Below are 22,785 nucleotides of genomic sequence, written 5' to 3' on the forward strand. Positions count from 1 at the left end.
TTCCCCATCCTCCCACACCTCCCACACCTCCCACACCCTGCCGCTCTGCCTCTTTTTAATGCCCAATGCCCAATAGCAATTTATAGTCCCAAATTCAAAAATACTAAACCAAAAAAGCATGAATAGTGTGTGGTTCAATCTGCCACTGGCGGCGGATATTACTAGTCTTGGTCACTTTAACCCGTTAGCGATCGCTTTCTTTTTTCTATTTGTTATCAGTTCTTTAGGCATTACCTATTGGGCGGCAAAGCTCACCAAAAATACGGCGCAGTTTTATACAGCTGGCGGTAAAATCAGCGGTTTCCAAAATGGGCTGGCCCTAGCAGGAGACTTCATGAGTGCAGCTAGCTTTTTAGGTATCGCTGGACTGGTGGCACTCAACGGCTTTGATGGCTTGATTTATTCTATCGGCTTCCTGGTGGGCTGGCCGATTGTCATGTTCTTAATTGCCGAACCACTACGTAACTTAGGTAAATACACTTTTGCTGATGTAGTGGCTTATCGCTTGCAGCAAAAACCTGTACGTATCGCCTCTGCGATTGGAACGCTGGTAGTAATTAGCTTTTACTTAATCGCCCAGATGGTAGGTGCTGGTGAACTAATCAAACTATTATTTGGCTTTGATTATGAACTAGCTGTGGTCATTGTCGGTTGTGTGATGATGGCTTATGTGATTTTTGGTGGGATGATTGCCACCACCTGGGTACAGATTATCAAAGCAGTTCTGTTGCTCGGCGGAACTATCTTACTAGCTATTTTGGTACTGGCACAATTTGGCTTTAACCCACTTGCTCTTTTCGCTGCTGCATCTGCGAAGTATACAGGTGTATTAGCTCCGGGCAAACTGGTTTCCAACCCCTTGGATGCTATCTCTTTGGGACTGTCGTTGATGTTCGGCACTGCTGGATTACCTCACATCCTAATGCGTTTCTACACAGTACCCGACGCCAAAGCAGCACGGCTCTCTGTTACTTATGCCACAGCTATTATTGGCGTTTTTTATCTCCTTACCTTCATCCTGGGTTTTGGTGCGATGGTGCTGGTAGGTAAAGATGCGATCGAGAAAATTGGTACTGGTGGTAACATGGCCGCGCCGATGTTGGCAGAATTTCTCGGTGGTGATGCTTTCTTAGGTTTTATTGCGGCTGTTTCCTTTGCAACGATTTTGGCGGTTGTCGCTGGGTTGACACTCTCAGGTGCAGCTGCATTGTCCCACGATTTATGGGTGAACGTGGTGCGATCGGGTCATGCTGACGAGTCAGAACAACTGAAAGTGGCTCGCGGTGCGACAATGCTTTTGGGATTGGTGGCGATATTCTTGGGTATCTTGTTTAAAGGTCAAAACGTCGCTTATATGGTAGGTTTAGCATTTGCGATCGCAGCTAGTGCAAACTTCCCAGCATTGCTCTTATCAATGCTTTGGCGACGCTTCACTACTAACGGTGCGGTTGCGAGTATGTTAGTAGGTACTGTCTCCTCTTTAGTACTGATTTATTTGTCGCCTACGATTCAAGTAACGATTCTTAAGCACGCTTCTGCACCCTTTCCACTGAAAAATCCTGGATTAATCAGTATCCCACTGGCGTTTATTGTGGCGATTGTCGTTTCCCTATTGAGTACTGAAGAGCAAGCACAGGAAAAATTTGCGGAAGTTGAGGATCGTATTCACATTGGTTCTGGGATGTAATTTTGTTAACGGACAAAGAAGGCGAATAGAATTCGCGTCTACACAAACAAAGTCCGCCTGCGCGGACTAAGAAACAAAATTGAGGATTTTTAATTTAACCCACGGAGGTGGGTTTTGCCTGTGTAGTCGCGGTTTCTAACCGCACTTTTAATGTTAAATTGACTTGGCTTTTCCCTACTGTCCAAGTTCTTTGATGTTATTCATCACTTGTTGGTATAAGTCGTTGTTACCTTGACTTTGAAAAATGTTTGCTGCTTGTTGTAAGTCTTTGAGTGCCCCTTGTTTGTCTCCATTGGTGGCGCGGGCATTTCCCCGATTATTGTAGGCAGGGGCAAAGTTAGGATTGAGGCGAATGGCTTGATTATAGTCTGCGATCGCACCCTTAGGATCTCCATTGGCAGCACGGGCATTTCCTCGGTTATTATAAGCGATCGCATATCTGGGGTTGAGGAGAATTGCTTGACCAAAATCGTCTATTGCCCCTTTTTTGTCTCCATTGGCGGCGCGGGCATTTCCTCGGTTATTGTAGGCTTCGGCATAGTTGGGATTGAGTCGAATCGCTTCACTGTAATCTTTGACTGCTTCTCTGTTACCTCCTAATGAGGCGCGGGCATTTCCTAAGTTATTGTAGGCTTCAGCGTCGTTAGGGTTGATGCGGAGTGCTTGATTGTAATCTGCGATCGCTTTTTCTTTGTCTCCCAAATCGAAGTAGGCTAATCCCCGGCCGTTGTAGGCAGCGCCATATTGAGAATTTTGACTAATTGCCTTACTATATGATGCGATCGCAGCTTGTAAGTCGCCATTTAAATGCTGATTCTTTCCCTGAAGATAGAATTCTCCACCTCTGGAAGTTGTAGCTGAACGACGGCTAGGTTGACTGACTCCTATTTCTGTCACCAACACATTGTCATTCTTACTACAAGAAATACTGCTAGTTGCAGCCAATGTAGTAAAAATAGCTATGGTAAATAAAGTATTTACCCTTGTTCGCTTTTGCCCAAATAAACGCCGTCTCATAAGTTAATCTAAACTGCCATATTACCTAAATCGAATTAATACCAAAACCTAGATTTTAATTCTTTAACTCAATAATTATTTTAACTTTTAATAGACCTTTAAAGTTAATTGACAAAGTTCCCTAATATCTTATAGATTTATCAGGGAAGGCACGAGAAAATAATTATTAAATTTCAAGATTTATTCTTTACAATAACTCTATAAATTCTGGCATTTGTAGCCTGATGAACAATTTAATCATCCTCAGTTTCACTCTGTTGAGTTTTGGGAATTAGCCGCCAAGAGGTATTTTTGTCAATATCTACAGACAATTGTTCCAGATTTTGCCCTAAATCTTTTTGAAGTTTCTGAGTTAGTGTAATTGGAAAATCTAAATTAATACCTTGAGTTTGTGCTAGCCTTGCCAATTCGGTAAATGTAGCTTTGATTGTAGTGCGCTCATAACTAGTCAGCTTGTAATCATAAGTTTCAGATATATTCTGAGCCTGCATAGCTTTTTTTATACGTTCTTGCAAATGCTCAAATTCTGAATTCAACAACTTCCATTGCTGCTCAACTTGTGAGTATTTGGTACTTAGTGATATTAAGTCTTCCGTTGCGGGTTCGGGGCTGGCTTGGGCTTGTAATCGTAACAAGTTTAAGTGAATTTGAGCAAGATAAATACAATCTAAGTAAGCATACTCTATTTGTTCTTCAGTTAGGGGGCGTTTTCCCCAATCGCTTGTTTGTTCTTGTTTATCGATATTGTTAAAGCTACAAAGTGCTGTAGCTATAGTCTTGAGTTGGTAGTTGGGTAATGGTAACAGATAATAGGGAATTTTTTTTGCCATTTCCAAAGTGCAAGTAATATTTTTGGCTTTCTTGTTACCGAGAAGCTTTAGATCGTAACTGGCGTTGTGAAAAACTTTTTCAATAGCAGAATTTATCATAATTTCTTCAATAAATTCAGCTATAATATCAGGCTGATCTAAGACATCTAAAAGATAGACGCGATCGCCACTCATATCTTGAGGATTATCTAATACCTGAATCAGTGACAGTCGGGGATTACGACTTTTATAGTCAGCTACTTCTGTATCTATCCACAGAATTTTAGCATTGGTATATTCAGCGACAATAGCACGAATTTGGCTGGCGGAAGTAAGGTAGGGCATTGGCTAATATTTCCTGATATTTAGGGCATTGTCAGTAAGCCATAGTTTTCTAAAGTAACATTTTGTTGGTAAGTTTGTTGAGACAGAATTGCAAAAACGCTCTTCGTTTGGAATTCGTCATAGACATCGCCAAACTGACTCAAATCTGATAATATCGAGTCACGACTGTAAAGCTGTACAGTCTCAGCTTAATAAAGCTCCTTAGCATCTGCGTTACAGATTGTATGTAGAGCTATACTGGTCAGCAACCGTTAGAAAAATTGAATTGGCGCTTTTCAAAAAACTGGCTGCAAAATCTTAGCCTCCAGAAATCGTCCAAGTTTCAATTTTAAGTAACCTGAGTGCTTGCTTGGGTACTTTTACTGCCTCATATTTAATTGCTTTTTAACATCTGCTCCTCACCATGACACACACATTAACTAATTGCTTCAAGTACTCAATTCGGAGATGATAATGAAAAAGCTAATTCCATTACTAGTTAGTAGCATTTTGGTAGTTGGTACTTTTGGCTGTCAAGAGGCTCCTAAAACTGGTTCGGAAACTCCTAGCACTACTAATGAAGCCGCTCAAGCACCAGCAAAACCAGCTTCTCAGACAAATCAAACTACGGATAAAACTACTGCCAAAATTCCAGCAACACAAACCACTCCTTTAGTAGCTAGTGCAGGCACTAAAGTTAAAACCAATGCTGAAAAAACCGCAGTAACAAAAACCAAAGGCGACTTAAAAACCGAAGTTAGTCAAAAGTTGAACAAAGGTTTACCAGGTAATAAATTACAAGTTGAAAATAAAGAGGGTGAAATTATCCTCAAAGGCACAGCAACTTCTGCTGAAGAACTCAAGAAAGCTGAAACCTTGGCTAAAGAAGTTCAAGGTGTGAAGACAGTGAAGGTAGAAGCAAAAGTTGAAACTGTGAAAAAGCCATAACAGAATAACTGAAGCTCTCAGCTAACAGTTAGATTCATCATCAAAGATAAACAGGATTTACGTCTGCGTAAGTCCTGTTTATTTTACTTAAATAAGGGTAAAAAATTGGTAAAATAAAATTCATCACCATAAATTTTAAGGGAAAAAATTGAACTACAATAGGCAAATCGATTTAAGAACTTGTAACAACTCGATTGAAGATTTAGAGCGAGTTATATCTAGTTTTGGCAATAATTGATACACAGAAGGATTCCCTTGCTGCATATAGACAAACTGGTAATCCATACCGTTAGTAGCACGCCCCAAACTGATGTTTGATTTTCTAGACTTTTGTAGGCATAAGTGAGCAACTGCGATAATCTTTCCAAAGCATTAAAACTACTATTTTTAGATTCAATTACTAGTATCCAAAAAGGCGTAGTTACTATTCTTTTTTGAGTCTTGCTAACAGCTAAAATATCCATCCGTCCTTTGATATTTGTATCTTCATCTTCTATAGAGATGTCAGCTATATTTTCTTCTAATGTAATTTTAATGCTGGACTGATAGAAGAAACCAGTTAAGTAAGTCGGCATGGAAAAACCAAACTATGTAAAGATAAATAAATACGGAGAATATATCTACCGAGGTGACTGAGTATGGGCGCTCGTCTAAGGGTGTTCCTAAGCTATGAGCAAGATAAAACCCTGTTAAACCTAAGAACTGCGGATGTACCACAGAAAGTTAAAGACCGAGCAGAGGTCATTAGACTAAATGCACATGGCTGGTACGTAGAAAAAATAGCTGCTCATTTCAATTGGACTCCTCAAACGGTAAGAGAAATCTTACATAAATGGCGAAAACTTGATTTAGAAGGGCTTTGGGATAACCCAGGTAGAGGAGGCAAAACCAAGTATAGCGAAGAGGATATAGTATTTTTGGAGGAATGTCTCAAAGAAGAGCCACGTACATATAACAGTCGTCAACTAGCTCAAAAATTAGAGAGAGATCGCTCTATTAAACTGAGTCCCGACAGATTAAGACGGGTACTCAAAAAAAGGGGGTTATTTGGAAACGAGTCAGAAAGAGCCACAAAGGGAAACAAGACCCAAAAGTCCAAGAAATAAAGCAAGCAGACCTAGATATGTTAGAACTGTCTGCTGCTAGTGGAGAAATAGACTTGAAGTATTTGGATGAATCAGGGTTTTGTGCATGGAGCGAACCGGGTTACACCTATTACTTCCGAGGTGAGCAAAAACGACTAGAACAAAGTAAACGTCGTGGTCGTAGATTAAGCATTATTGGATTTTTTCAACCAATAATCAGCTTTGTTTACGGTTTGGTTATTGGTGGTGTTGACAGAAAATCTTATATCCAGATGATGGAGCAAGAAGCGGAGTCAGCCCAAAAGATCGGGCGCATCAGAGTAATAGTGCAGGACAACGGGCCGATACATCGATGTCTTCAGGTGCAGCAGTTATGGTCAAAGTGGGAACAGATGGGTTTATACATCTTCTTTTTGCCCAAATATTGCTCCGAAATGAATCCGATTGAATTGGAATGGCAACACCTTAAAAAGGATGAACTAGCAGGACGAATGTTTGATGATGAGTTGGATCTTGCTTACGCAGTAATAGATGGTGTTCAAGCTAGAGGAGAAAGAGGAAATTATAGGACACAACGTATTAAATTTAACTCTAATCTCTCTGGTTAAAATTTTGTTACATACTTATAAATTTTCCCGCCGACTTACTTAACTTCATTAATGGTGCAAGAAAGAGAAATTTTATTTGTCCTTCAGAGATTTTACCCTCTGAGTAATATTCATGGTATATATTACGGATTACCTGTGATTCCTGATGCTCAAATTCTGTGAGATTTGTTAGCAATAGCAATGATGTAAATGATTCATTTAACTGTTCTGTTAATTTTAGAAGGCTTTGAACATCTTTCAGACTAAGATTTCTTGCGTCTAAAGTAATTGTCATTGATTTACCTTTTCCTCGTTTAACTCAAATAAAATTGGAATCAGTTTATTTAGTTGCTGTTGATGGTGTGCAATTAAATTTCATGCTCATGCTAACTCTAGTAATATTGTAGTTTTCTCTGAACCACGATTCTCCTGACTTCCTTTGTCGTAGCCTGCGGCTTGCTGCTACGCGCGTCTACGATAATCCTAAATTTCCCCTCTACCCTCTTGCGAATTTTTAATTAGTTGATACACTTGTTCTTCATTAGCCCAGTGAACCAGCGCCTATGGTGCATATCAAGCGCGTGGAACTTACCAACTTCAAATCCTTCGGTGGCACTACTTCAGTCCCTTTGCTACCGGGGTGTACTGTCATATCTGGGCCAAATGGTTCGGGTAAGTCAAATATTTTAGATGCACTGCTATTTTGCCTCGGACTCTCCAGTTCTAAGGGAATGCGAGCCGATCGCCTCCCAGATTTGGTAAATAATACTCAAACAGCTAAAGGACGCGCTTCTATTGAGGCTAGCGTCACTGTAACGTTTGATTTGTCGGATGAAATCTCATACAAAGACGCAAAGGCGCAAAGGAAGGAAATAGAGGAGGTAGAGGAGGTAGAGGAAGTAGGGGAAGAAAATCCAAAATCCAAAATCCAAAATCCAAAATCGGCAGAGTGGAGTGTTACTAGAAGGCTAAGAGTTACTCACCAAGGGACTTACACCTCGAATTACTATATCAATGGTGAAGCTTGCACATTGACAGAATTGCATGGGGAATTAAGTAACCTGCGGGTTTATCCCGAAGGCTACAACGTTGTGCTGCAAGGGGATGTCACCAGCATTATCTCAATGAATGCGCGGGAACGACGGGAAATTATTGATGAATTGGCTGGGGTGGCGGCGTTCGATCGCAAAATTGTCCAAGCCAAATCAACTTTAGATGAGGTGAAGGAAAAGGAAGATAGCTGTCGGATTATTGAAACAGAATTAACTGCACAACGCGATCGCCTTTCTCAAGATAGGGCGAAAGCTGAGAAATATCAAAAACTCCGCACGGAATTTCTCGCGAAACAATCTTGGGAAGCTGTTTTATCATGGCGATCGCTACAAGCGCAACAAGAAAAGTTAGTTCACGAAATTCAAACAGGCGATCGCAATTTCACTGAACTCACTACCCAACTCACAAACCTAAATTCCGAAATCGTTCAAAAAACTGCTGAACTTGAACAACTCAACGCCCATGTAAAAGCCTTGGGAGAAGAAGAACTTTTGGCGGTACAATCTACCCTTGCCACCCAAGAAGCAGAACGTAAGCAACTCCAGCGTCAGCTAACCGAATTACAAACAGCTTTCCAAGAAACTGCCAAACGTCTAACTCAGACTCAGCAAGAAATTCAAAAACACCGCCATTCCCTAGAAGAAATTGCCGAAACACACATTGTAGAGACGCGATTCATCGTGTCTTCCCAGCACCAAAGAAATGAAGCACAGCAAGCCTTAGAAACCTCCCGCGAAGCCGCCGCAGAAATCGCCTCAGCTTCGGAAGCGTGGGTACAGCAACAAACGGCATTCAACCGTCAAATTGAAGCTTTGCTGCACACCCTAGAACCGCAACGCACGGAACAAGCACAACTCAGGGAACGCAATAATCAGTTACAGCAGCTTATCCAAGAGCAAACTCAGTTAATTGAACGCGACGAACCGCTGTTAGCAGAAAAACAAACTGAGTGTAATCAAGTTGAAACGGAATTTAACGCCTCTAGCGAACCCATCCAAAATTTAGCTCAAAATCTCTCAGCCACAGAACAAGAACTGCAAATCCAACAGGAAACCCAAAAACGGTTACTTTTTGAACAACGCGAAAAACAACGCCAGTTGGATAAAATCGAGGCGCAAGCGCAAGCACAGCAAGAAGTTCAAGGAACTCAAGCGAGTAAAGTCATTTTACAATCGGGCATACCTGGACTTTGTGGCTTAGTTGTGCAGTTAGGAAAAGTGGAACCTCGCCATCAGCTAGCTTTGGAAATGGCTGCTGGGGGACGCTTGGGACATATCGTGGTGGAAGATGACAGCATCGCCGCCGCCGGGATTGAATTGCTCAAACAGAAACGTGCAGGGAGAGCGACTTTTTTACCACTCAATAAAATTCACGCTCCCAAATTTACTCAAGATGCAACACTGCGTTTTGCTAGCGGTTTCGTTAACTATGCTGTTAACTTAGTTGATTGCGATCGCCGTTACAAAGATGTCTTCAGCTATGTTTTCGGTAACACGGTAGTTTTTGCCAACCTGGAAGCGGCGCGGAAAAATTTAGGACTGTATCGCATCGTTACCTTAGACGGAGAACTTCTGGAAACTAGCGGTGCAATGACTGGTGGTAGTAACACCCAGCGTTCGTCCTTGCGGTTTGGCAATGTGGAAGCGGCGGAATCTGATGAAGCGATCGCTTTAAAAACTCGCTTAGTGGACATTGAACGGGTTTTAGAGCGTTGTACAGAAGCGATCGCAACTTTGTCAACCAAAACCAAAAAACTCACCCAGGAACTCACAGAATCGCGTCAGGCGCGGCGCGAACAACAGTTGCAATTGGAACAGTTACAGAAGGATATTAAGAATTTAACAACGCAATTAGAGGGGACGCGATCGCAACTCGCCCAAAACAGCCAAAAGTTAGCCACTGCTCAATCCCGATTAGAAATTTTAGAGCGGGAATTACCGGGACAAGAAAATGAGTTGCAACAATTGCGACACGCCTTAGCAGAGCTAGAAGCATCCCAAACTCCCAGTGAATGGCAACAAATCCAGGCAACCATTAAAATTCAAGAGCAACAATTGCAACAACGTGAAACAGCGTTACGGGAAGCGGAACAAAGATTAAAAAATTTAGAAAATCAGCAACAACGTTTGCAAGAAAAAATCCAAGAAGGGGAGGAGCGAATTAGCCAATATCATCACCAACAAGAGGCGCAACAAAATCAACTAAATACCCTCAGCACTCAGCACTCAGCACTCAGCACTCTCATCACCCAAACCCGTTTATCGTTGAGTGAAATGGAGCAGAATTTGGGCGAAGAGAAACAAAAACGCGACGCTACAGAACTAGAAGTGCGATCGCATCTTTTGCGTCAACAACAATTGGAATGGGAAATCCAAAAACTCCAAGAAACTCAAGAGAAACGGCGCGAGGAACTAATTGCACTGCAAACTCAATTGCGGGATGTGGGAGCAGAATTACCAAATCCACTGCCGGAAGTTCCAGATCAGGTAGATTTAGAAGAATTGCAGAAAGAATTGCGATCGCTTACCAAACGCTTACAGGCAATGGAACCCGTCAATATGCTGGCGTTAGAAGAATACGAACGCACTCAAAACCGTCTCCAAGAACTCACGCAAAAATTAGAGACACTAGAAGGGGAACGCACCGAACTACTTTTACGGATCGAAAACTTTACCACATTGCGGCAACTTGCCTTTAAAGAAGCTTTCGATGCCGTTAATGAAAACTTTCAATCAATTTTTGCCATTCTTTCCGACGGCGACGGCTTCTTGCAACTCGAAAATCCCGAAGATCCCTTTAGCAGTGGACTGAATTTAGTCGCACACCCCAAAGGTAAACCTGTACAGCGCCTAGCATCAATGTCTGGGGGAGAAAAATCACTCACAGCCCTGAGCTTTATCTTTGCCCTGCAACGCTACCGCCCATCGCCATTTTACGCCTTTGACGAAGTAGATATGTTTCTAGATGGGGCAAATGTAGAGCGATTAGCTAGAATGATTAAACAACAGTCACAACAAGCGCAATTTATAGTTGTGAGTTTGCGTCGTCCGATGATAGAATCAGCCGAACGCACAATTGGCGTTACTCAAGCACGAGGAGCTTACACTCAAGTTTTGGGGATTAAGTTACAATCATCCAATACATCTGCTTGAGTTTTTGTTAATAATAGTGTATAGATAAACCACGTAATGTCCGACTTTCTCTCAAACCTAACCCCCAACCCCTTCCCTACCAGCGAAAGAGAGCAAAAATCAAAGCCTCTCGTTCACTGTGAGAGAGGAATGGAAGCGGGGTTCCAAGAAGAAGTCGCACATCGCGTTAAACCGGATTCGAGATCAGGACTCGGTATAGAATGACCTCCGAACAGATAATTAGGCGTTCCGACATATTAAATACCCAGGTGATTACCCGCGACAACGGCAAGCGGCTAGGCATCATCAGTCAAGTCTGGGTAGATATCGATCAAAGAGAGGTTGTGGCTCTTGGTTTGCGAGACAGCCTGATCTCCATTTCGGGCATACCGCGCTATATGTACCTCAACAACATCAGCCAGATTGGCGATGTCATCCTGGTTGATAACGAAGATGTCATTGAAGATATCGAAGTTGAATCTCTCAGTAATCTGATTAACTGGGAAGTAATTACAGAAACAGGTGAAGTACTAGGCAAAGTTCGAGGCTTCAAATTCAACGGCGAAACCGGGAAGCTTGAATCTATAGTTATTGCTTCTTTAGGATTGCCCCAAATTCCCGATCAATTTGTGAGTACTTATGAGTTCTCAGTAGATGAAATTGTCAGCACTGGCCCCAATCGGTTGATTGTGTTTGAGGGAGCCGAAGAACGGGTAAATCAGTTGACAGTTGGTTTACTAGAGCGCTTGGGTATCGGTAAAGCGCCGTGGGAACGGGATGCAGAAGAAGAATACGGCTATACTCCACCACGTACAATTGCACCACCCAATCAACTGCCTAGTGGAGTGCCATTGCAGCCACCCAGGCAAAAAGTTCGCGCTCCCGAACCCGTAGCGCGGGAAGAAGAATGGAATGAAGACTATGTGGAAGAGGAAAGGCCACAGCGTCAGGTAATGAAGGCGCGGCAGTATGAGTCTATTCAATACGAAGAAGACGAGGAAGAAGATAACTGGAGCGAAGCAACGGGCAACGACAGGTATCAACAACCGCAGCCGTTAAAGTATGAAGCCCAGCCCTATAGCAAGCCTTACGTTGACGAATACGATGATTATGACGACGTAGACGGCGATGCTTGGGAAGATGCACCGAAGCCTGTGAATATTCCCAAGAAAGTTAAGGAAAGGCAGCCAGAATACGAAGAAGAAGGCGGATATTAAGTAATTCGTAATTCGTAATTGAACCGGAAAATTACGAAGTATTTTAAGATTAATTTAGTCCTTTCCTTAGTTACAAGGAGAGGGCTAATTTTTTAGATACTTCTGATTTTAGCGAGGTTCGAGCCAGTTTTCTACTTTTAAATTAGGAACACGGGAAAATTCACGAATATTGGCGGTAACGAGAGTTAGACCAAGGTTAAAGAATGGGCAGCAATTAATAAGTCATTAGCTGCAATCGGTTTACCTTGTTGTTCTAACCGGGATTCCACACCCAGAACTGTCACACCGCAATTAAATGGATCTATCTAGTAGTCTGTCAAATTCATTTTGACGGTTAGAGAGACGCGATAAATCGCCGTCTCTACAAGGAATTTATCGGTCAATTAGTTCTTGACAGACTACTAGTATTTATGAACTAACTCTAGGATCAACGCTAAAACAGTTTGTAACTAATTAGTTAAGTGTTCAGAAACTCACCAAAAACTGCTAGCGTCAAACAAAGGAAAATATCGTTGTGGACTTTCGAGCTTGAAAACCCGTTCTAATTACTGGCTACTACTGCCTTATATCCGACTCCAGTGGCAAACCATCACCAAGGGACTTATTGGCATCTTAGGATACGTGCTGGCGACATTAGTGTTGATTAATGTCGCCGGGAAGTTGGCAATTCCCTTTGCCCAAGGTAATGTAGTAGCGATCGCTCAAATAACTGGTAGTTGTGCCTTAGTATTTCTTGTCAGAGGCTTGTTTCAGTCTATACAAGATATGTATATGGCGAAAGCGGCTTTGCGAGTTGCTTTTCATCTCCGCCAACAAGTCTACGCCCATCTGCAAAAGCTAAATCTCAGCTATTTTGAAACTGCAAAAGCTGGTGATTTATCTTACCGTCTCACTGAAGATGTCGACCGAGTTGGCGAAGTGGTAAATAAAGTCTTTCACGACTTTATTCCCTGCATTTTGCAGTTGGTGGCAATTCCGATTTACATGATTTACCTAAATTGGCAACTGACACTCGCAACAGTCATAGTTGCGCCGCTGATGGGCATTTTAGTCGGCTGGTTTGGGGAACGGTTACGCAAGTATTCTTTAAAAAGTCAAAATCGGGTATCGGGTTTATCAGCCATACTCTCAGAAGTTTTCAACGGTATTCGTTTGGTACAGGCTTTTGCTGCCGAAAATTACGAAATCGCCCGCTTTGGACATGAAGCAGAGCGTAGTCTGAAAGCCAAATACTCAGCTGAACGCCTGAAAGCAATTCAGATTCCGATCATCGGGTTTCTAGAAGCCTTAAGTGCGTTATCGTTACTGATTGTGGGAGCATGGCAAATTTCCCAAGGTAACTTGACAGTGGCGAATTTTTTCAGTTATCTGGCGGCGGCGGCGCTGTTAATTGATCCCATTGGCCATACTACTAACAACTACAACGAATTTAAGCAGGGTGAAGCATCTGTTGATCGCGTTTTTGAATTGATGGCAATTCAACCGACGGTGATTGAAAAGACAAATGCGATCGCTCTCCCCCCAGTCAAAGGCAAGGTAGAATATCGTCATATTTCCTTTGCCTATAAACCAGGTGAACCTGTATTAAAAGATATTAGCTTATTGGTATCACCAGGTGAAGCGATCGCACTTGTGGGTGCTTCTGGTGCTGGTAAAACCACATTTGTGAATCTCCTCCCGCGTTTTTACGACCCCGAAGTTGGTCAAATCTTCATTGACGGTGTTGATATTCGGGATGTCAAGCTGCATAGTCTGCGGCGACAAATTGGGATTGTTCCTCAAGAAACTATTATGTTTTCGGGGACAATTGCCCAAAATATTGCCTTTGGACAAGATATTTTTGACATCAAAGCAGTTAAAGAGGCGGCAAAAATTGCTAATGCCCATGAGTTTATTAGCCAACTACCAGAGGGTTATAAGACTTGGGTAGGCGAACGTGGGGTAAACTTATCAGGTGGACAGAGACAAAGAATTGCGATCGCTCGTGCTGTTCTGCTTAATCCCCAAATCTTGATTCTTGATGAGGCGACATCAGCGTTAGATTCTGAGTCAGAAGCGCTGGTACAGGAAGCGCTGGAAAGATTGATGGAAAAACGGACAGTGTTTATTATTGCTCATCGTTTATCGACCGTGAGAAGGTGCGATCGTATTTTAGTTCTCGAACAAGGACAAATTGTCGAATCGGGAACCCATGAAGAATTATTAGCCCTAGAGCATCGCTATGCGCGGTTTTATGCCCAGCAGTTTAGCTAGTCAGAATTGCTTGACCAGGTTTTTTGAAAATTTTACTTTATCAATTTCTGTTCTGTTACGATAGAAGAATCAACCTGTACAGACAGTCTGTACAGGTTAAGCAAGAATAGTATCCGCTCGGTAAATCGGGGTAGAAACAAAAAATCAGAATTTAAATTGGTACACACTGGGTTATAGAATATGACACATGACGCAAAAATCATCTGCGGAGAACTTAGTATCTTCACTGCTGCAAACCATCAACACTAAAGAGATTGCAGATGAATCGATGCGCCGGACAGTAGAAATATTACTCAATTTAATAGAACAGCAACAATTAGAAATTAAAGAGCTACGAGATGAAAACCAAAAACTGCGGGACGAAAACAACCGTCTCAAAGGCGAAGAAGGGAAACCAGACATAAAAGCTAATAAGAAAAAAGGGTTTAAAAACGACCACTCATCAGAAAAAGAGCGAAAAACCCCAACGGAACATAGTAAAAGAAGTAAAAACGAGACAATACAAGTAGATCGAGAAGAGATAGTTACTTACCCGAAAGAAAAATTGCCACCAGATGCAAAATTTAAGGGTTATGAGGAAGTAATAATCCAAGACATTGTATTCAAAACAGATAACGTATTATTCCGCAAGCAAAAATATTACTCACACAAATTAAGAAAAACTTATTTAGCATCCCTACCATCGGGTTACGACGGAGAATTCGACCCGGGAATAAAAGCCTTAGTAATGAGTCTGTATTACGGTGGGAACATGACCCAAGGTAAACTTCTAGAATTTTTAGAAGATATTGGTATTTCGATGAGTGCGGGATATTTATCGAATTTGTTAATTAAAAATTCTGATGTTTTTGTTGCAGAGTATCAAGAAGTATACGAATCAGGTTTAGCAAGTAGTCCTTGGCAGCATTTTGATCAAACAGGAGCGCGTGTTGGTGGAGTCAACCATACAACAAACGTAATTTGTAACCCTTTGATAAATCATTGACGTGACGATCCTGACACAACTAGAAAAATTCCGCCAAGGTATCTACGATTGTTTGGGGAAAGCTAAAGATGCAGTATTTGAATTGATGGATGCAGTATTAATAAGTCCGAGTATCCCATAATTTGTAAGCTTGTCACAAAGCCCAGTATTTCGACGGCAATGGTCGAGCATTTATGCAGCACTGCATGATCAGTCGTCCACCGAAAATATTGCTGATGAAGCTGCTGGTACAGGAGATAGCGACGGATGAACAGCCTTTTCTAGCAGGAGATCATAGCTTTTAACTAAAACTTGTAACCCGTGAGTTAGGAAAAAGACCACTTGCCGCTTATGACCGAGGCTACGGCAATGCCAAATTTGTCCAAGCCACGGAGGAGATTAACGCAGACCTGTTGTTGCGTTTAGCATCTAACCGATGCGTATGGGGTACACCTGGTGCTTATAAAGGACGAGGCGCACCTTATCCCTCTTGTGTCACTATCGCGGTAGTATAATAATGTACAAAGCCTAGAACGAAGACACAGAGCATGGTAGAGCCTCGTTCACCCATAAAAACCGTCAAGTTTGTGGATGAATATTGCTTGTGGTATGAAAGCCTGTTTTCAGATGTTAGAAATTTTGAAGCTTTCAAATATCTACATATAGGATGTATTTCTGATTTAAAACGGAAAAGTCTACCTGAAATAGCGAAAATTGTCGGGCTAGATAACTATCAAGGACTACATCCTGCACTTAACTACATCATCTTGGTTAGTAGAACAGTTAAGAACTTTGCGATTACAACTAATTTTAGAGGTACTAAAAGGAAGACCAATCATTGTAATTATTGATGAAACTGGAGATCAAAAGAAAGGTACGACCACCGCTCTTAATTGAGCTTGCTAGGTTTTGAGTTGCGTCATCACCTAGAGGGAAAATCCTTTATTTTGTCTAAGTTCTTATCCCTATTTTTCTTCTATTATTTGTTGCAATACACGCTCTGCTTTTTCCCAAAGCTGAATATCTTCTCTTTCTACTGACCCCACATTAATCGGTGAATACTCAAGCTCGTAATAGCACCCAATATAGAATAGAAAGCCTCCGGCATATACTCTTGCATAATTCCCCAATCAACCTCTGATAGATGTAAAAGGAGTCACCGTGCAAATCCGGGGATTTTGTACGCCAATACTGCTTTGAAAACTTGAGATTTAACAAGAGAGTTTAAATTTATGTTTCACAAATTTCCATCCTTAATAGCTTCTCGCGTATTTGCAGTCGGGTTGCTATTAGTATTTGGGTTCAGCCAGGTTGCGACAGCGCAGCGTTCATCAAGTTCTGATGAAACTAGTTTTGAGTTATTTCCGAACACGCAGTTCATTAATTGCATGGCAGCCACTCCTGGAGTCACGCCTCGGGTTCAAGCCATCGTCAAGCGTGGCAATCTTAATGACAATCTGACTTTGAGGCTGACAAATTTCAAGCCGGGTTTGAAGTTTGACCTATTTACTGTAGAGAATAGTCCTCAGCAGGCATTCGGTACCCCAAACCCAAAATTCAAGAACTTTGGTCTGGCTTGGTACCAATCTGACGTTGAGCCTGGACTTGTGACAATTAAAACTATCCTGCTAGATCAGATTTTCGGTTTTGATCCGCAAGTGAACTTACCACCTACTAACACTTTCCATATAGGGTTTTGGTTTAACAACCCACAAGATGCTGCCGCGTGTGGCTTTGATGTTCGCAAACCTACCCCCTTTAATGGTGAACACAAGGCTGGTCCATTAGCATTTATTAGCCGACCTAATTCTCTAACCAACCTCGGGCCGCTTTGCATCAAACCTAACACCTCAAAAAACCCGCCTACTTGCAACCCTTAACCTATTGATTCAAGACAATGCTCGTTTCCGGGGGTTCAGCTCAGTTCGGACAGATTTATAGCTACTCTTAATTACAAACTGGAGAAAACTATGCCATTAGTGAATGTAAAATTGATCGAAGGCGTTTTCACGTCAGCCCAAAAGCAGGAGATGATCCGCAAGCTAACTGACACGATGGTGTCGATCGAAGGCGAGAACCTGCGTCCAGTGACGTGGGTTGTGATCGAAGAGGTCAAGAGCGGTGACTGGGGAGTGGGTGGCGCGACTCTCACCACCGATGATGTGCAGGCGCTTGCGGCTGGCAAGTCCAAAATTAACGCCTAAAGAAGCACAGCAGCCAACCCGTCAGCAGAGTTTTGTAGTCTGATGAGTGACAGGAAATGACTTTAAAGGTACTGGGCAGCCTAGTGTCATGATATTGGATTTCAAGCTGCGAACTCGCTTGCCAGTTCCAAGATATGAGTTGACTAAATGTAGGTATTGTCAACTGAGTCAAATTCCATATAGTAGATAACAGTCCTGCCAAACTAATAGGTCATTCTAAAAAGAAGCCATCGAAAAATCAATTTCGGTGGCTTCTTGAGTTATTATCATGAAATACTTTCCAGAATTTCATGATAATAACGGCTGACTATTGTTTGGCGCTCGCACTTCTATTGCCGCCAAAAATATGCCAAACAATTTTGTCCTTAAATTATCGATATCTCACATATTTTTGGGGGGGGGTAAACATTAGCAGTTTTATTTCGGAATGAGGCTCTGTTTTTGTGCATATCCGACCTGAACCAGTTCCACGGGAATATTACCTTCAAGATGCAACTTTAGAGGCGATCGCTGATTGCCTTAGCAAGCAACCAAATCGAGGAGTTCTTGTTGCGATCGATGAATTGGCAAGATTATTTGCTGGATTTAATCAGTACCGCCCTCAAGGTCGAGGTAATGATCGCCAGAAATGCCTCTCTGCTTATGACGGTAAACCTATTAAAATTAACCGCAAAACTAGACCTAGAGTATCGATATCTTGTACATCTGTAAGTGTAGTAGGAACGATTCAGCCCTGTGTTTTGCTAAGGCAGATGAGTAACTTGGAAGAAGACGACGGGTTTTGGTCTAGATATCTGTGGATTCAGCTACCACTAACCAAAATGCCACCACCGGGTGCTAAAACAATCCATAACCTCTCAGTATTGCTTCAAAAACTTTACAAGGACTTAGAAAACTTGCCGTCTAAGACTTACCAACTGAATCTAAGTGGGCAACAAGTTTGGAAGGAATGGCATTGTTGGTGTGAAGAGCAGAAAGTTACTGAACCAAATTCCGCATTGAGAGCCATTTATCCAAAAGCAAAAGAGAGAGCAGCTAAAATTGCTCTCATTGTCCATTGTGTAAATGCCATTGTTGATGATCGCATACCGGAAACTATCGTACAAAGTGAGATATTGGAGGTAGCGATCGCATTTACAAAGTGGTCGATTGGTCAAGCTCGGCTTATTTATGCTGACTCTGGTATAACAATTCATCCAGATTCATCAAGAGTTACCCGATTTGTAGAACGGTTTAGAGGGACAGGTTGGATTACGGCAAGGAAAGTTACTCACTGGTCATCAAGCCGCGAGAAACTAAGTCCTGATGCAGCTAGAGCATTCATGAAACAGGTGGTTGATTTAGGTCATACAAGTGATAATCAACAGTCTGGTAGAGCTTACCAAATCCGCTAGGGCGTGTCATCAATTGAGCCAAATGACAGAAGCAGCCAGATAAATTGCACCTAGAAAGTTTGTAGCACGTTTGTCGTAGCGTGTTGCGTAGGCGTAGCCCGCCTTTGGCATCGCTCGGTACTGCTTGAGTTTGGCAAAAAAGTTTTCAATGAGATGACGGGCTTTGTATAAATCTCGGTCATAGTCACGAGGTCTGGTACGATTGCGTTTGGGGGGAATCACTGCGGTTTTACCCAGAGACTCAAGTCGCTCAATAACTCGCTCATCGGCATCATAGCCTTTATCTGCTAGTAGTGTATCCGCCACAACGGTGGGTAGCAATTGGTCGGCTCCGTCCAAGTCGCAGGCTTGCCCTGGCGTCAGGTAGAAGCTTAGTGGGTTGCCCAACGCATCCACTACAGCATGAATCTTGGTACTCAATCCACCCTTGCTGCGACCAATGGCTTCAGTATATGGCTCCCCCCCTTTGCACCAGCACTATGCTGATGGGCGCGGACAATCGTGGAGTCAATCATCGCATATTCATTATCGGCATCGTCTGCCAAGTGCTGAAACACCCCCTCCCAAATCCCCGTTTTTGACCATCGGCTAAAACGAGTATGAATCACTCGGAAATCTCCAAATCGCTCTGGGAGGTCTCTCCAGGGTATCCCTGCCCGATAACGGTACAGTACTGCTTCCACAAACAACCGATTATCTCTTGCTGTCACTCCGACATACCCTTTTGTTCCGGGTAGTAAGTCTTTTATCCTCTCCCACTGGTCATCTCGTAGGGCATAACGTCGAGTCATTGTTTCTCTATTTGGCTTATCCCAAGCATTGCCTACTCAAGTTTACCTAATTGATGACACGCCCTAGAGGCGATCGCACAACTAAGAGACATAATCTAAGAGTAATAAGAATTTAACCTACGTAAGCAGCACAGTTAGTTATCATCCTGTTGTGTTTTTAGCTCGGAATGCAAACTGACTACTGAACTTACGAGGTTAAATCAACAATAATGTTAGCTAATTTTTGGCGCAAAGTTTATCGTAATGGGTGGTTGACAGGAGTAGTAATAATTTTACTAATTACCTTCAACACTCTATTTAGTGCAGAAGGTGCAACGACTGTTGAAGGTTTTGAAACTGGCTCAAAAGGCAGTTATGCTTCCTCTGATGTCACCCTTAGCACAGGTCTTTGGAATTTAGATGATGCCTTGATTGGTAATCTGATAACTGATGCAAAAAGCGGTACACAATCTGCACGTATTCGCAACAGTGGTAAAGTCTCAATGAAATTTGACCGCAGCACTGGTGCTGGTACAGTTAGCATTAAACACGCAAAGTTTGGTTCTGATGGTAATACCAATTGGCAGTTGTGGTGTTCAAGTAATAGTGGTAGTTCATGGTTACAAGTAGGTTCAACAGTCACAACCAGTTCAACAACCTTACAGACTGCAACTTTTACGCCTAACATCTCTGGCACATCTCGCTGTGAAGTCCGTAAAACTGATGGAACTACCAACAGAACCAACATTGATGATATTACCATCACCGATTATGGTACTTCAGGTGGCGGCGGTAGTACAAGTGTACATCTAACAATGGGTAATCCCAGTAGTGCTGGGTCTTCGGATCTAAACAATTATTTGCTGGATAAGGCACAGTATGCAGTTGGATACAATTGCTCATTAGGGCGATCCAATTGGGTATCTTGGCAGTTGAATAGTAGTTGGTTAGGAAGCACACCAAGACAAGATGACTTTCGTGCGGATACTACCTTACCAGCAGGATGCTATCAAGTTCAATCTACCGATTTTAGTGGTAGTGGATTTGATAGAGGACACATGACCCCTTCAGGCGACCGAACTAGCACAGTTGCGGTTAACTCCAGCACCTTTTTGATGAGTAATATGATTGCACAAGCGCCTGATAACAATCAGGGGATTTGGGCTAATTTAGAAGATTACGCTAGAACTCTGGTTGGTCAGGGGAAAGAACTATATATCATATCCGGTGGATATGGAACGGGTGGTACTGGAAGCAATGGAACTTTCTACACGATTGCCAGTGGTAAGGTTACAGTTCCCAATCGCACTTGGAAAATTCTTGTTGTCCTAGACACTCCTGGGTCTGGAGTCTCTGGTGTCACAACATCTACAAGGGTGATTGCCGTTAACATCCCTAACGCTCAAGGGGTTCGGACTGCTGACTGGAGAAACTATCGAGTTAGTGTTGATTCACTGGAATCTCTAACCGGATTCGATTTTCTATCACTTGTTTCAACATCTATTCAATCTGTAATAGAAGCGCGAGTTGACAGTTTGTAAGTTTCGCTAATTTCAAAAACGAGAAAGTCTGTCCATATTATGTGGGCAGACTTGCAATTTAGGCAAAAGATTTTTAACACTATCCTTAGACATAATATGCCTTGATTTTTATTTCTAGTGATTTGCAATTGACCACTAAGTTTCAACAACTTTTGTGGAAATTCCGGCTAAATCTTCAGATGACGTTTTACCAACAATATAGACATCAATACTTATCGTACCTATGCGATAAACCTGAATATCAGTCAGACTATCTTTTAATGTTTTGATAAGTGATTGATACTTTTGCACATTTTGTTTTTGTATTTCATTGTGCCATTCTTTTTCTACAGCACAGTTACGAAATATATGATCTAGTTCTACTTCTTCAACTGATGTTTCTGGGGAATGTCCTGTTAACTGAAGAAGTTTTTGAGCGGTCATTGGTTCTTGAGCTTGATTAGACCACAAAAAAACTTCAAATGGATACTCTGACTCGCTCATCATTAACAAACCATCGGAGGCTTGTTTAATTTTTTCCGTAATCTCGTTAGTCATAAAATTTATTTATGGTTATGAGCATTGATTTTTGAGTTTGCCAATCAGAGAATTAAGATTGATCTGAGTGGGCCAACCTTGAGGCAGATTTCCAGAATTATATCCTCTGTCTTTCAATCCTTGAATAAATTGGTTGTGGATATATGCAGTATCAAAAGTCCCAAGCCCATCAAAATAAACATCAGTTAGGTGAGCAGGGTCTAAAGCCATTTCACCTTTATATACTGCACCATCATTATGATCATCCCAACCCCAAGGGGTATTAGCAGAATTTGTACTGCAAGTAAGTGTACCAGCACCACACCCACCACTAGAATCTCCCTTGAAAGTTCCCCAACTAGCGAAAGTCAACGCAGAAGAACTTGAAGACTCGCTTACGGCAATGGACTGTACATTGGATGCTGCACCGAGTCAATCCGCTTCGTTGTTGGCTGAAAACCAGAATTGTGGCTTTGAGCCGAAAGACTGTCATGAAGGTACTTGTTCCGCCGCGCCCGTTGCACAAAATGAATTTTCTTCAAGTTCTGCGATCGCAAATCAAACTCAGAGGCAGGTAGAACAGGGTTATTCTACTACGTTGTTGGTTAAAAATTCAGTTTCGGGTGTAGAAATCAAAGCAGTTCATGAAGGTACTTGTTCGGCCGTATCTGTGCAAAATTCTGAAAAATGGTTGCATGAGGCGATTGTTGCAAGGTCAAATATGCGACCGGGGCGTATGCAGATACTCAAGGTTGCAGCAAATTCGGGGGAGAATCCGGGGTTTGACTTTTTGCAAGAGTGCTGGAAGGATGATCCGGCTTTGCAGATTGTGATCAAGAAGTTGCTGGCGAATTTTCCGCAGTGGGGCATTGCGATTGTTGATGGGGTGTTGGTTGATTGGGAGAAGTAGCAATAAGTGAATAAAATTGTATATTTAGCTACAGTATTGCTTATTCGGTAAAGTAGGATAAGTGGGTTTAGTAGGATCTTTTGTACTACCCCTTGATTATGTTGTTGATAAGCTGTAACTTGATGGTTATTAGATCATAAATATAAAAATTATATAAGTCATCTCTAATTTGCTTTTTCCTAATTCGCAAGTGCAGATGTAAACTATGAAGCAACTTAATTTAGAAAATATATTGTAGACTGCTCAAAAAAATAATTAAGTAGTTTTCTTAACTGTGTCAATTTATTTTATTAACTGTCATTTATGTTTAAAATAAATCACAGTATTAATACAGTATCAATTTAGTGGAAATAGCCAAAATGATATCTATTAATA

The 22,785-nt window shown here is 42.0% G+C and carries 19 protein-coding genes and 2 pseudogenes; 14 read left to right on the forward strand and 7 right to left on the reverse strand.

Features of this window, described 5'->3' with window-relative positions; genetic code table 11:
* The first annotated feature begins 118 nt into the window (after positions 1-118).
* On the forward strand, positions 119-1,687 hold the full coding sequence (locus tag FD723_RS12305; protein WP_179065596.1) for a sodium/solute symporter: 1,569 nt from the start codon (positions 119-121) through the stop codon (positions 1,685-1,687).
* 174 nt (positions 1,688-1,861) lie between these two features.
* Here FD723_RS12305 and FD723_RS12310 read toward each other — a convergent pair whose 3' ends face one another.
* Complete coding sequence (locus tag FD723_RS12310) at positions 1,862-2,704, reverse strand: tetratricopeptide repeat protein (protein ID WP_179065597.1); 843 nt, start codon at positions 2,702-2,704, stop codon at positions 1,862-1,864.
* Positions 2,705-2,937: 233 nt separating this feature from the next.
* The gene (locus tag FD723_RS12315; protein ID WP_179065598.1) at positions 2,938-3,858 is read right to left on the reverse strand and encodes a ribonuclease D; all 921 of its coding nucleotides are present in this window, start codon (positions 3,856-3,858) and stop codon (positions 2,938-2,940) included.
* 453 nt (positions 3,859-4,311) lie between these two features.
* Here FD723_RS12315 and FD723_RS12320 point away from each other — a divergent pair, with 453 nt between their 5' ends.
* Entirely contained in the window at positions 4,312-4,785 is a 474-nt protein-coding gene (locus tag FD723_RS12320) for a BON domain-containing protein (protein ID WP_179065599.1), read from the forward strand.
* A gap of 218 nt (positions 4,786-5,003) precedes the next feature.
* Here the strand turns inward: FD723_RS12320 and FD723_RS12325 are convergent, their stop codons facing one another.
* The gene (locus tag FD723_RS12325) at positions 5,004-5,360 is read right to left on the reverse strand and encodes a hypothetical protein (protein ID WP_256875158.1); all 357 of its coding nucleotides are present in this window, start codon (positions 5,358-5,360) and stop codon (positions 5,004-5,006) included.
* Positions 5,361-5,423: 63 nt separating this feature from the next.
* Between FD723_RS12325 and FD723_RS12330 the strand changes: the two genes are divergently transcribed.
* Positions 5,424-6,478 (forward strand): IS630 family transposase gene (locus FD723_RS12330; protein WP_256875017.1). Its coding sequence is split into 2 segments (ribosomal slippage): positions 5,424-5,816 and positions 5,819-6,478, totalling 1,053 coding nucleotides; the frame shifts between segments, so codons are not numbered across the junction.
* Between the two features lie 7 nt (positions 6,479-6,485).
* Here FD723_RS12330 and FD723_RS12335 read toward each other — a convergent pair.
* Positions 6,486-6,752 carry a hypothetical protein gene (locus FD723_RS12335; RefSeq protein ID WP_179065600.1) on the reverse strand — a complete coding sequence of 89 codons (267 nt, stop codon included), beginning with the start codon at positions 6,750-6,752 and terminating at the stop codon, positions 6,486-6,488.
* 268 nt (positions 6,753-7,020) lie between these two features.
* On the opposite strand from FD723_RS12335, the gene smc reads away from it, so the two are divergent.
* From smc to FD723_RS12385, 9 genes and pseudogenes are all read left to right on the forward strand, one after another.
* Positions 7,021-10,662, forward strand: coding sequence for a chromosome segregation protein SMC (gene smc / locus FD723_RS12340; protein ID WP_179065601.1), 3,642 nt, complete (start codon positions 7,021-7,023; stop codon positions 10,660-10,662).
* Positions 10,663-10,862: 200 nt separating this feature from the next.
* Positions 10,863-11,858, forward strand: coding sequence for a PRC-barrel domain-containing protein (locus tag FD723_RS12345; protein WP_179065602.1), 996 nt, complete (start codon positions 10,863-10,865; stop codon positions 11,856-11,858).
* A gap of 528 nt (positions 11,859-12,386) precedes the next feature.
* Complete coding sequence (locus tag FD723_RS12355) at positions 12,387-14,111, forward strand: ABC transporter ATP-binding protein (protein WP_179065603.1); 1,725 nt, start codon at positions 12,387-12,389, stop codon at positions 14,109-14,111.
* Positions 14,112-14,298: 187 nt separating this feature from the next.
* Positions 14,299-15,096, forward strand: a complete 798-nt coding sequence (locus FD723_RS12360) for a hypothetical protein (RefSeq protein ID WP_256875159.1) — start codon at positions 14,299-14,301, stop codon at positions 15,094-15,096.
* Positions 15,097-15,103: 7 nt separating this feature from the next.
* A pseudogene (locus FD723_RS43890) lies at positions 15,104-15,557 on the forward strand (transposase); the annotation flags it as partial.
* Positions 15,558-15,623: 66 nt separating this feature from the next.
* Positions 15,624-15,960, forward strand: a pseudogene (locus FD723_RS12370) (transposase); the annotation flags it as partial.
* 347 nt (positions 15,961-16,307) lie between these two features.
* Positions 16,308-16,955: a hypothetical protein gene (locus tag FD723_RS12375; RefSeq protein ID WP_179065604.1), complete on the forward strand. Its 648-nt coding sequence runs from the start codon at positions 16,308-16,310 to the stop codon at positions 16,953-16,955.
* A gap of 90 nt (positions 16,956-17,045) precedes the next feature.
* Positions 17,046-17,279, forward strand: coding sequence for a 4-oxalocrotonate tautomerase family protein (locus tag FD723_RS12380; protein ID WP_179065605.1), 234 nt, complete (start codon positions 17,046-17,048; stop codon positions 17,277-17,279).
* A gap of 443 nt (positions 17,280-17,722) precedes the next feature.
* Positions 17,723-18,673 carry a DUF3987 domain-containing protein gene (locus tag FD723_RS12385; protein ID WP_179065606.1) on the forward strand — a complete coding sequence of 317 codons (951 nt, stop codon included), beginning with the start codon at positions 17,723-17,725 and terminating at the stop codon, positions 18,671-18,673.
* Positions 18,674-18,682: 9 nt separating this feature from the next.
* On the opposite strand, the gene FD723_RS12390 is transcribed toward FD723_RS12385, so the two are convergent.
* Positions 18,683-19,464, reverse strand: a protein-coding gene (locus FD723_RS12390; RefSeq protein ID WP_372743801.1) for an IS5 family transposase whose coding sequence is annotated in 2 segments (ribosomal slippage) — positions 18,683-19,126 and positions 19,129-19,464 — 780 coding nt in all. Because the reading frame shifts where the segments join, the coding sequence is not laid out codon by codon here.
* 209 nt (positions 19,465-19,673) lie between these two features.
* Between FD723_RS12390 and FD723_RS12395 the strand changes: the two genes are divergently transcribed.
* A complete protein-coding gene (locus FD723_RS12395) occupies positions 19,674-20,984 on the forward strand; it encodes a DNA/RNA non-specific endonuclease (protein WP_179065607.1) in 1,311 nt (436 codons plus the stop codon).
* A 135-nt stretch (positions 20,985-21,119) separates the two neighbouring features.
* On the opposite strand, the gene FD723_RS12400 is transcribed toward FD723_RS12395, so the two are convergent.
* The gene (locus tag FD723_RS12400) at positions 21,120-21,521 is read right to left on the reverse strand and encodes a nuclease A inhibitor family protein (protein ID WP_179065608.1); all 402 of its coding nucleotides are present in this window, start codon (positions 21,519-21,521) and stop codon (positions 21,120-21,122) included.
* A 15-nt stretch (positions 21,522-21,536) separates the two neighbouring features.
* A complete protein-coding gene (locus FD723_RS12405; protein WP_256875161.1) occupies positions 21,537-21,872 on the reverse strand; it encodes a hypothetical protein in 336 nt (111 codons plus the stop codon).
* 31 nt (positions 21,873-21,903) lie between these two features.
* Between FD723_RS12405 and FD723_RS42720 the strand changes: the two genes are divergently transcribed.
* The gene (locus FD723_RS42720; protein WP_256875162.1) at positions 21,904-22,410 is read left to right on the forward strand and encodes a hypothetical protein; all 507 of its coding nucleotides are present in this window, start codon (positions 21,904-21,906) and stop codon (positions 22,408-22,410) included.
* The last annotated feature ends 375 nt before the right edge of the window (positions 22,411-22,785 follow it).

Origin of the sequence: Nostoc sp. C052 (assembly GCF_013393905.1) — a bacterium.
Lineage (GTDB): Bacteria > Cyanobacteriota > Cyanobacteriia > Cyanobacteriales > Nostocaceae > Nostoc.